At 72.0% G+C, this 9,826-nt stretch carries 9 protein-coding genes; 4 read left to right on the top strand and 5 right to left on the bottom strand.

What is annotated here, in order from left to right; translation table 11 throughout:
- Window positions 1–68 precede the first annotated feature (68 nt).
- Entirely contained in the window at window positions 69–1,196 is a 1,128-nt protein-coding gene (locus AC2TEW_RS37505; RefSeq protein WP_484627703.1) for an ISAs1 family transposase, read from the top strand.
- Between the two features lie 343 nt (window positions 1,197–1,539).
- On the opposite strand, the gene AC2TEW_RS37500 is transcribed toward AC2TEW_RS37505, so the two are convergent.
- The 3 genes from AC2TEW_RS37500 to AC2TEW_RS37490 form a co-directional block, all read right to left on the bottom strand.
- Window positions 1,540–2,157 carry a phosphatase PAP2 family protein gene (locus AC2TEW_RS37500; protein ID WP_484627702.1) on the bottom strand — a complete coding sequence of 206 codons (618 nt, stop codon included), beginning with the start codon at window positions 2,155–2,157 and terminating at the stop codon, window positions 1,540–1,542.
- On the bottom strand, window positions 2,145–2,663 hold the full coding sequence (locus tag AC2TEW_RS37495) for a universal stress protein (protein WP_484627701.1): 519 nt from the start codon (window positions 2,661–2,663) through the stop codon (window positions 2,145–2,147). The genes AC2TEW_RS37500 and AC2TEW_RS37495 overlap by 13 nt, the downstream gene beginning before the upstream one ends.
- A 632-nt stretch (window positions 2,664–3,295) precedes the next feature.
- Entirely contained in the window at window positions 3,296–3,946 is a 651-nt protein-coding gene (locus AC2TEW_RS37490) for a LamG domain-containing protein (RefSeq protein WP_484627700.1), read from the bottom strand.
- Window positions 3,947–4,918: 972 nt separating this feature from the next.
- Between AC2TEW_RS37490 and AC2TEW_RS37485 the strand changes: the two genes are divergently transcribed.
- The 3 genes from AC2TEW_RS37485 to AC2TEW_RS37475 all read left to right on the top strand — a co-directional run bounded on the left by AC2TEW_RS37485 (window position 4,919) and on the right by AC2TEW_RS37475 (window position 6,659).
- The gene (locus AC2TEW_RS37485) at window positions 4,919–5,206 is read left to right on the top strand and encodes a hypothetical protein (RefSeq protein WP_484627699.1); all 288 of its coding nucleotides are present in this window, start codon (window positions 4,919–4,921) and stop codon (window positions 5,204–5,206) included.
- A complete protein-coding gene (locus AC2TEW_RS37480; RefSeq protein ID WP_484627698.1) occupies window positions 5,203–6,216 on the top strand; it encodes an FUSC family protein in 1,014 nt (337 codons plus the stop codon). The genes AC2TEW_RS37485 and AC2TEW_RS37480 overlap by 4 nt, the downstream gene beginning before the upstream one ends.
- A gap of 260 nt (window positions 6,217–6,476) precedes the next feature.
- Window positions 6,477–6,659, top strand: coding sequence for a hypothetical protein (locus AC2TEW_RS37475; RefSeq protein WP_484627697.1), 183 nt, complete (start codon window positions 6,477–6,479; stop codon window positions 6,657–6,659).
- 222 nt (window positions 6,660–6,881) lie between these two features.
- Here AC2TEW_RS37475 and AC2TEW_RS37470 read toward each other — a convergent pair whose 3' ends face one another.
- Entirely contained in the window at window positions 6,882–7,619 is a 738-nt protein-coding gene (locus AC2TEW_RS37470) for a D-alanyl-D-alanine carboxypeptidase family protein (RefSeq protein WP_484627696.1), read from the bottom strand.
- Between the two features lie 1,854 nt (window positions 7,620–9,473).
- Window positions 9,474–9,826: calcium:cation antiporter family protein (locus AC2TEW_RS37465; protein ID WP_498041436.1), on the bottom strand; the 353-nt coding region annotated here is incomplete at its 5' end.

The following is a 9,826-nucleotide window of genomic DNA, read 5'->3' as shown; positions in this document are numbered from 1 at the left end:
AGCTCCGTTGTGGTTGATGACCTCGCGAGTCGTCCACCAGCAACGGAGCTTCGGTGCGCCAGTCTGCCATGTCCTGTCCCTGCTCGGAGTGTGGTGCCGGTGTGTCGGGCGCGCACGGTTTCCCGGAGCTGGTTGGCGCCCTGCGCGATCCGCGGAAGGCCCGGGGGCGCCGGCATCCGCTGCGCGCGGTGCTGCTGGTTGCGCTGTGTGCCATGGCCTGCGGGTTCGGCTCGTTCCGGGCGATGGGACAGTGGGCGGCCGCGGCTTCGCAGGAGACGCTGGTACGGCTGGGCCTGCCGGCGCGCGGAGCGTTCGCGCTCGCGGCGCCGCCGAGCGCGTCCACCATCGGGCGGGTGGTCTCGGCGGTGCTGCCCGGCGGCTTGGAGTCGCTGCTGCGGGCCTTCCGGGAGAAGGCGGTGACGGTGGCCGTGGACGGAAAACGTCTGCGCGGATCGCGCGGCGGTGCGGCCGCCGCGGTGACCGTGCTCGGGGCGATGCTGCAGGACGGGACGCTGGTCGCGCAGCAGCGGGTCCCGGAGGGGACGAACGAGATCACCGGGTTCGCCGCCCTGCTCGCGGCCCTCGATCTGAGGAGTGCGGTGGTCACCGCGGACGCCTTGCACACTCAGCGTGAGCACGCGCGGGTACTGGTCGAGGAGTTCGGCGCCCACTACGTCTTCGTCGTCAAGCGCAATCAGCCCGACCTGTGGCAGGCGTGCCGGGCGGTGCCCTGGGACCGGGTGCGGTCGGCCTCACGTTCCACCGTCCGCGGCCACGGCAGAGTGGAGACCCGGATCATCGAGGCCGTGACCTGGGATGATCTGGACTTCCCGCACCTGCGGCAGGTCGCGCGCGTCACCCGGTACCGCACCGTCCGCGCGAGTGGGAAGCGGTCCCGGGAGCGCGTGTACGTGATCACCGACCTCACCTCGCGACAGGCCGGCCCGCAGCGGATCGGCGAGATCACACGAGGGCACTGGGGCATCGAGAACAAGGTCCACTACGTGCGGGACGTGACGCTGGGCGAGGACGCCTCCCGCATCCGCACCGGCCACGGAGCCCAGAACATGGCCACGTTGAGATCGGTCACGATGAACTTCCTGCGCAGGACAGGAAGTTCCATCGCCGACGCCCGCCGCCGGCTGGCACTCGCACCCGCACACAGCCCCGCTCGACCTCTTCGGCATCCCCGGTGACCTGCATATTCACGACTGAAATCCGACTTTGCATCAGCCCTGACCGGCCGGGCCCCTGCAGGCAGCCCGGCACCCGGGTGGACGGGGTGGACTTCCGGACCTCGAGGACCGCCTCAGGCCCGGACAAGGGCCGGATCACCATCCGGGGCAAGCCGGCCACCGGCGGGCCACCGCTGCGGCGGCGCGCGAGTGGCCGCAGCGGCGATGGGGGCTTCGGGTCCAACACGGAGGGACCGGCCCGGCCCGGTTCGGTCCGGTCACTGGGATAGTCGGCCCGTCCGGGGTGACGGCGGGAAGGCCCGGGCGGCCGGCCCGGTACCCCCGCGGGATCCGGCAGGCCGGCTCACGCGGAGAGGACCCTGCGCAAGAACCCTGCACGCAGCAGTGCGACCACCGCAGCGCCCCTACCCGCGGCCACGGCCAGGAGATGGCCCACCAGGATGCCGACGACGGCCCCGGCCAGGATGTCATGCGGGTAGTGCACGCCCACGAACGTCCGCGACGCGCCCATTGCCGCGGCCAGCAGCCCGGCCACGGCACCCAGACGGCGCCGGACGTGCCACAGGAGTGCTGCGCCCGCGAAGGCGATGACGGTGTGGCTGCTGGGGAAAGCCCAGTCCCCCGGCGCCGGGCAGGCTTCCAAAGTCGTGCCGACTGGCAGTCCCCGGCACGGCCTGCCCTCCTTGAACAACTGCTTCAGTACGAGGTTGACACCGAATGCCGAAGCCACGACGGCCGGAGCCGCCAAAGCTCTGGCCATCACAGCACCGGTGGCGCGCCGCGCCTGCCAGAATCCGGCCAGCATCAACAGGGCCAGCAGTCCCAGCCCGTAGCCGGAGAACAGTGCCACACTCTTCGCCGCGATGGGCGGGAGTGTGTGGGCCACGTCAACGGCACGCTGATAAAGGCTCCCGTCGATTGCGGCCGCCATCCCCCGAACGCCGCCGATCAGACCCTCCACAGCTGCCGCTGCACCGGGACGCCGAAATCCGCACCGGATGCCCGGCGCAACCAGCGCTGCTCCCGATGGGAGAAACCTGTGGGCCCGGGTACTGCCAGCACCGGGCATGCAGCGTGTTTCACGATCCACCGGCCCAATGCGCCGCTCCACGGCGCTGACAGCCTCCTACGCCGTCCGGCCCCGATCACCAGCAGGTCCGCAGGGCCGGCGACCGCCTGGCACAACACCGTGCCGGGCGCTCCGAGAACCGCCAGACGCCGCACGGGCAGGCCGTCCGGTACGCCACCGAGGGCTTCGTCGAACGATGCGGCCAGATCCTGCGCCGCCTGCAGCGCGGCGTCATCCCAGATCTGCTGATCGGAGACTCCCGCCGGTGCGAGCGACCACACCTTGATCGCGACCAACGGCCTCTGCGAGTCCCGGGCCTGTTCCACCGCCATCCGCAGCGCTGCCAACGAGGCCGGCGAACCGCTCACCCCGACGACGACCTTGCCCGTTGTCGGCATCCTCGTGCTCCCTCGTTGCAGGTTCGGACCTGTAGCGGTCCCTCCTGCGAAGGCTCGCCGCAGCGCCCTGGCACCGGCATCGGCCGATCGGCGGATCCGCCGGTCAAGAACCACCGGCGGGATCCAAGGAGGAGTGCGGGCAGCCCGGCAGAGGAGCGGACCGGCACCGGCGGTGTGTGATCTCACGCTGTCCAGGCCGGTTCCGGTTCCCCAGCCCGGTCCGTGCTACGGCTCGTCCAGGACGGGCCGGAAACGAGGGCGGCGCATCCCGTCCGTGCGTGGCGAAGGCAGCACCCCCATGGGGCAGGCACAGGCGACGTGCCGCCCGGTGCAGCCGCTCCGGCTACGGTCTGCTGCGGGACGCCTCTGCTGAAGGTTGCCGGGGGCGCCGACCGAAAGGCCGGATCGGTGGGGTAGCCGGCCCTGGAGTGCAGGTGGGGCACGGGACACGGCATCCTCACTGGGAGGCGGCCCCGCCTTGCCCCGCGTGTGCCCGTGGCGCGGCGGGGCGCCGCTGTCCCCGCGTCCGCTGCTCCGACCGGGTCGCTTGCCGTGCTGCTTGCCGGTGCGGGCCCCGGCTGTCCGGGTGTCCAGGCTGTCACTGCCCGGCCGGCTCTTGCAGGATCGCCCGGTCAGCGGTAGACCCGGTAGCCGTCGACGGTGAACTCCATATGTGTCTGGTGGGGCTGGGGTGCCCGTTTGTCGGCTGCGACGGAGATGTTGACGATGGGGTAGGCGGACCAGTTCTCGGGAACTCCTGTCCGGTCCTGGTTGACGAGGGCCCCGTTGATGTAGGTGTCCACGGAGGTGCGGCCGATGTCCACCCGGAGCTCGAACGGTACTCCCGGCGTGATGACGTCGCGCAGGAAGGCGTTGGCGGGGCGGACGTGGTTGGCGACCTCGAGAACCCGTGGATTGCCGCCGTGGTACTCGAAGAGGTCGATCTCTCCGTGTCCGCTCTGGACTCCGGTGGGCAGGTCACGGCCCCAGGTCCACAGGGCGGGCCAGGCACCCTGGTCCGCGTTGAGGGTGATACGCGAGGTGATGGTGTCGCCGGGCTTCAGCTCGAACTTCTCGCGGGTGTACTCAGTGGTCACCAGATCGGTGTTCCACTTGCCGTCGGCTCTCCGATCGGCTCTGAACACACCGTTGGTCGGGGCGTTCGCAGGACTGATGTAGTCGAGTTTGTTGTCGCCGGGATTGGTGGGGCCGTTGCCCGGATAGGCACTTGACTTTCCGGTGTTCCATTTGTTGGAGTCGTTGAAGTCGCTTCCGTCCCACACCAGTTGCTTTCCGGGCGCTGGGGACCGGCTGGGCTCGTCCGGGGCCGGAACGGGCGGCGATGGCATTGTCGGAGGAAGAGTGACGGGCGGTGCGGGCACGGTGGGCCGCGCCGTCGGCGGGGACGGCACGGGCACGGTGGGCCGCGCCGTCGGCGGGGACGGCACGGGCACGGTGGGCCGCGCCGTCGGCGGGGACGGCACGGGCACGGTGGGCTTCCAGTCTCGTTGCCAGGTTGGACTGGCCCACAGGCCGAGGAAGCTCCACCGATCCGCTGAGTTCACCAGGACGCTGGGGCCATCTGCAGGCGGGGTGTCTGCCCGTGCCGGGTCGATGCCGCTGATGAGTGCCGTGCTCACGCAGGTCAGAGGCAGCGCAGCAAGAAGACGGGTCCGCAGACTTTTCACGATGCTCTCTCCCGAGTGATGGGGCTGTGATGCGCGGTTTTTCGGTTCTGCCGGGCGGCAGTGCGACCCCGGCGCCCCCATGCTGTCCAGCCGCTGGATAACGAGAGGTTGGCGCTGCCCCGGCTGATCCCCTGCGCTCGTCCGGCCCGGCCACTGCTGCGGGGACGACGACGGTGAATTCGTCGTCCGGGGTTCTCGGGACGCCCGGGCCCGGGACATTCGGTGGGTCCGGGCACCGGTGGTCCCCCCGTGAGTCGGGGTTCGCTTCGTGTGATGGTCTGTGGCATGCCGCTTTCGGCGTAATCGGTGGTGGCGGGCCGTTCGACGGTCACGCTGTGTCTGTTGGTCACGGTCCAGGTCGGGAGACCGAGGGTGCACAGGTCGTGTGAAGTGCTGTCCGAGAGGACACGGCGGCACGCCCAGCGGGAGCGGGGGGTGTCGGGACACGAACTCGCGGTGCGGTGCAGGGTGTCGCGGTGCACGGTGTTCCAGACACCGGTGCCGCCCCGGCGAAAGCCGCCGCCCTGGGCGGATGCGCCGGACCCGGTGAAAGGGTTCGCCGGCCGGATGGCCGAGGACGACCCGAACACGCCGGGCGGGCAGCGGCGCACGAGCACGCGGATCGTCTCGCACCCCGCTGCGGAGCGGGGTTGCAGGCCGGTCACCAGGGCCGAGATGCAGGTGATGCCGCGGGCGACCGAGTTCCACGGCCGCCGGGCCGGGGCACGCCACCCGGATCCGGCCAGGCATTGCGCCGGCCACGGCATCCTGGAGCGCTGCCCGCGGATCCTGCCGGTCGCACCGGATGCGTCCGTGCCGGCCCGGAACGGACACCGGATCGCGACACCCCGATGAGCAGCCGCATCCGGGACACTCTGGCCTCCGAGGGACCGGCTGCGGCGCGGATCGTGGTCACGGTGGCCGTCGCATGGCAGGTGGCGCTGTGGCTGGGAGCGGAGCAGCCGCCCGTGTACGCGGCCATCGTCCCGCTCGTGGCTCTGCGCGGTGACCCGATGACCGCCCTTGCCACCTCACTGCAGCGTGTACTGGGCGTCGTCGCGGGTGTCGTGATCGGCATCGCTGTTCTGAACGTCCTGCACCCTTCGACTGCCGCGCTCACCCTGGTCGTCGCCCTGGGCCTTGCGGCCGGGATCCTGCTGCGGTCCGGTGGGCCGTTGAACGTCCAGGTCCCGGCATCGTCCCTGCTGGTCTTCGCCAGTACCTCCCCGGACACCTACGCCCTGCACCGGCTGTGGGAGACGGGTGCAGGAGCGGCTGTGACGATCCTGCTCGCGCCGCTGCTGTGGCCCGCCGACCCCCGCCGTGTCCTGACCTTCCTCGACCATGACGTGCGCGCCCACCTCGCCCGGGCGCTGACCGGCACAGCCGCCGTCCTCGGAACCGACCCGGCCACGGCGCATGACAACATCGCCGCCGTCGCGGGGCACATCGAGGCGATCCACCACAGCGCCGTGCGCGCCCGCGAAGCCGAACGCGCCATGCGGTTCAACCCCCTGCGCCGCCGCCACCGTGACGCGGTCGGGCTCCTGGCTCACGGGATCGCCACCTCCGACCGTCTCACCCCGTACCTGGCGACCCTGGCCGGAGAAGTCGCCGCGTTCACGGGCAGGAACGATCTTGCCCCGGTCATCGCCGACGCCCGGCGGCATCTACCGGCGCTGGCCGCCTCCACCACACGGGCGATCAACAACACCCTGGGCACGGGCGGACCCGGACCGGCCCTGTCCGCGGCCCGCGACGGCCTCACCGCCTACGCCCGCGCGGACTCTCGCCCCGCCGCCGTGGCCCTGCGCAGACCCTTCCAGCAGATCCTCGACAGCCTCGGCCGACATCCCGCGCCCTGACGACGCGCACAGCGGCCGAGCGGGCCTCTTCCCCTGCCGTGGTCCGGGCTCCCGGTGGGCTGCGGCGTTCGGAGACGAGACGCTCGTCAAGGCGCCTGGCGGCCTTCAGCGGCTGCGGGACGGTCCGCCGCCGCGACGAGGTGCACGGCGTGCCGCGTCGGACGACCCGGCTGCTCCACCAATCGGGGGATGATCCCGCCCGAGGGCAGAGGCAGGCTGGAGGCATCCGGTCACGAGGAGGAACCATGGATCCGGGGAGCATGTCCACCGGCAATCTGGAGGAGATCGTCCGGATGGTCCGGCAGGAGGTCGGCTTCGACATGTACTCGGCCGTTGCCAACTGCCCGCCCGAAGTCCTGCGGGAGATGCTCTCGGCATTCCGCGGCGGTCGGAGCCGCGATTCGGTTACGGGGCCGGTTTGGGCGGCCTCGGCCGGCAGATGAGAGCGCACCCGAGCGGGACCGGCGCCTGGTGAAAGCACGGCGCCGAGCCGGCTCGGCGCCCTTGCCGTCCTCCCGCCGCACCATCGGACCGGCGATGGCCGGCCGCATGCGGAGCGAACGGATCACCGCCCGCCGCCGCCATCGCGATCAGTGTGCGCAGAGCCGCCTGCCTGGTCCGCTGTGGTAACGGCTCCTGATGCGGGGTGGTGGCCTGACGCATGGTCAGCTGGAGAGGTTGCGGTCCACTGCGATCAGCAGCTCTTCGGCGGCCGAGTTGAGCGCTGCGGTGCCGGAGCGGGGCTGCCCCAGGACGGCGGCGACGACAACCCGCTCGGTACCCGAGACCTTGCGGTGGGCTGCGAAGACGAGATTCTTCCCTGCCGCTGTGGTGGTGCCGGTCTTGCCGGCGAAGACTCCCCGTTGCCCGAGCAAAGGGTTGGTGTTGGGGTGGCGGGCGCCGGACGGCCCGGTGTAGGAGGATCCCGCGAGTTCGGCGAACCCGGGCAGCTGCAAGGCCGCGCGGAACAGCTCGACCTGGTCCGCGGCTGTACTGACGGTTGCAGGGTCCAGGCCGGTGGGATCGGTGTAGGTGGTGGAGGTCATCCCGAGATCACGTGCGGTGCGGTTCATCTCCTGGACGAAGGCGGCACGGGTGCCGGAGCACCAGCGGGCGACCTCATCGGTGATGTTGTTCGCGGAGACCGCCAAGACGGCCTGGAGCGCCTGGCGCTCGGTGAAGCGCTGGCCCGCGCTGACCGGTACGAGACTCTCTCCGTTCGCCACACGGGCGCTGTACCTGCCGGCTTCCTCCCCGGACACGGTGAACGAGGGCCCCTGTTCCCCTCCCGGGAGCGGGTACTGCCGCAGGAAGAGGTAGGCCGACATGATCTTGGCGGTGCTGGCGATGGGAACGGGCCGCTGGCCGGGCGAGGACTGGGTGTGACCGAAGCCGTCGATCATCACCGAAGCCTGGCCCGTGGCCGGCCACGGGCCGTCGGTCAGGGCCCATCCGGCAGCCGGGGGGTCGGCCCGGGCAGCCGGGGGGTCGGCCCGGGCAGCCGGATGAGCCCGCAGCAACTGGCCTCCGGCAACCGCCAGCAGACACAGCACCGCGCCGAGGGCTGCCCACGCGCGGCGTCTGGACCGGCGGCGCCGCGCCGCCCCGGCCTGCCGTCGGGATCCGGCCTGCGGTGCCTGGGCCCGGGTGGCTGCACGGCGCGGACGACGCGTCACAGGTTGCAGGCCTTTCTCCGAACGAACCGGCGGGTGACCGCAAGGACGCGTCCTCGGCGCGTTCGGCGGTCTCTGAGCGGGTGGCCCGGCAGCGCCCGGCCGACGCTGCCGGACGGCCGGGGAAGGGCTACGCCCTGGCCTTCGCGGCGGACTCGCACATCCAGCCGGACACTGCCGACGCGGTCGTGGCGGAACCGCCCGCACCGAGGCCTCTGGCCGTCAGGCACTTCCGCCATCTGTGCCCCATCATCGGCGGCACGGATTAAATTCGCGCTGGGGGAGCTCTATCGCGGGACTTTCCGCCTCGGTCCGCGGGCGGCCGGGCAGCGGCTTCGGCAGCGGCCCGGGTTGTCCGGCCGCCCGGACCGCGCCGGATTCCGCACAGACCCCGCGGTGTGTGGTCAAGCGCTCTGCCGGGTCATGATCCGGGCGCGCCCTGGGGGTCTGCCCGTTCCCCCCGGGGCGAAGGCCTCGCCCGGGCGGAGTGGAGTCGTTCACCGTTGGGCCGCACGGCCCGCCGAGAACGGCCCGCGCTACCTCGTCGGAGCCCCGCAAAGGACGCTGATGTTTGATCAGTTCTGCCCTGGAAGCCTCCGGGGCCGGGCCGCATCGTCGTACGGGTTCGCGGCGCAGCCGGTCGACGCCCCGGTCCTGGCCAGGGGTGTGTGCAGCGGACGGGACACGGTGCTGCGGTCGGTGGGACGAACGGGACCGGCGCCCTTCTTCGGTCTCCTGCCGCCGTAAGGTCGTCTCCGGCCCGTCCGGCGGCGGGCCGGTTGGCCTGTCGTCCGTGATCCGCCGGCCCATCCGGTCGGGGGCAGGCGTCCAGGACGAACGTGCCGCGGATCGGGCCTGACCAGGTCCGGCCGCAGGCCGTGTCTTCGAGCCGTGGCAGGCCCGGACGTTCGACGGCAAAGTGCCGGCCGCCCGAGGCCGGCGGCCACGGGATGGCGGTGCGGCGGCGCTTCCCGCAGGAAATGCCCGCGGGCCCGAGCCGGTATCCGCCGTTCAGGGGTGCACTTGTGTGATCGCATGTCGGGTGGGGACGAGAGCCGGAGATGGGCGAGGTCCGTCTTGGCGGACGTACCTGACCTGGGGTGTCGGCCCGCAAAGATGATGTCCGGGCACAAAGGGGGCGCGGGGAGCGAGGAAGCCGTGCCCGGGTCGGCGCACAGGCACCGCCACATCGCCGCCGCCTTCCGGCGGCGCAGTCGCGTTCTTCGTCGCCGGGGCGCGAACCACCGCCCGGTGGTGGTGGCCGGCAAACGGCTCCTGCAGCACATCCCGCCTGGCTCGATGTACCGTCCCAAGCCGGAACGTCCCTCGAGCGGACCCGATCCCGCAGGCCGACGGCACCGCCGAACGCTTCGATCGCCCCAGCTCGACGAGCGGACCTGCAGACGGCCCCTTGGCTCACCACAGCGGCGCCACGACGCCTACCCGCCCGGCCCCACACCTGCGATCAGCATCGCAGCGACTGCGTACCCGCGGGCAGGAAACCCGTCGGCCGCATCCCCCGCTCTCACGGTCGGGAGCGCCTCGATCGCCCAACGGCTGATAGCACTCCCGGAGTGCTCGCCGTCACGGACTGACGGCGAGCACCAGGTACGCGGCCAGGATCGCCAGGTGGACGCCGCCCTGCAGCGGGGTCGCCCGCTGGGGGGTGACGGTCAGCGTGCCGACGGCGACGGTCAGCGCGAGCAGCACCATGTGGGTGGCCCCGAGGCCCAGCAGCAGCGGGCCGGACAGCCAGGCCGAGGCGACCGCGACGGCCGGGATGGTCAGGCCGATGCTGGCCAGGGCCGAGCCGAGCGCCAGGTTGAGGCTGGTCTGCACCTGGCCGCGGGAGGCGGCCCGCACCGCGGCGATGGTCTCCGGGAGCAGCACCAGCAGGGCGATCACCACCCCGACCACGGCGGCCGGCAGGCCCGCGG

It is taken from the genome of Kitasatospora sp. NEAU-CNBT7 (assembly GCF_057220535.1).
This window is presented reverse-complemented; position numbering and strand designations above follow the sequence as displayed.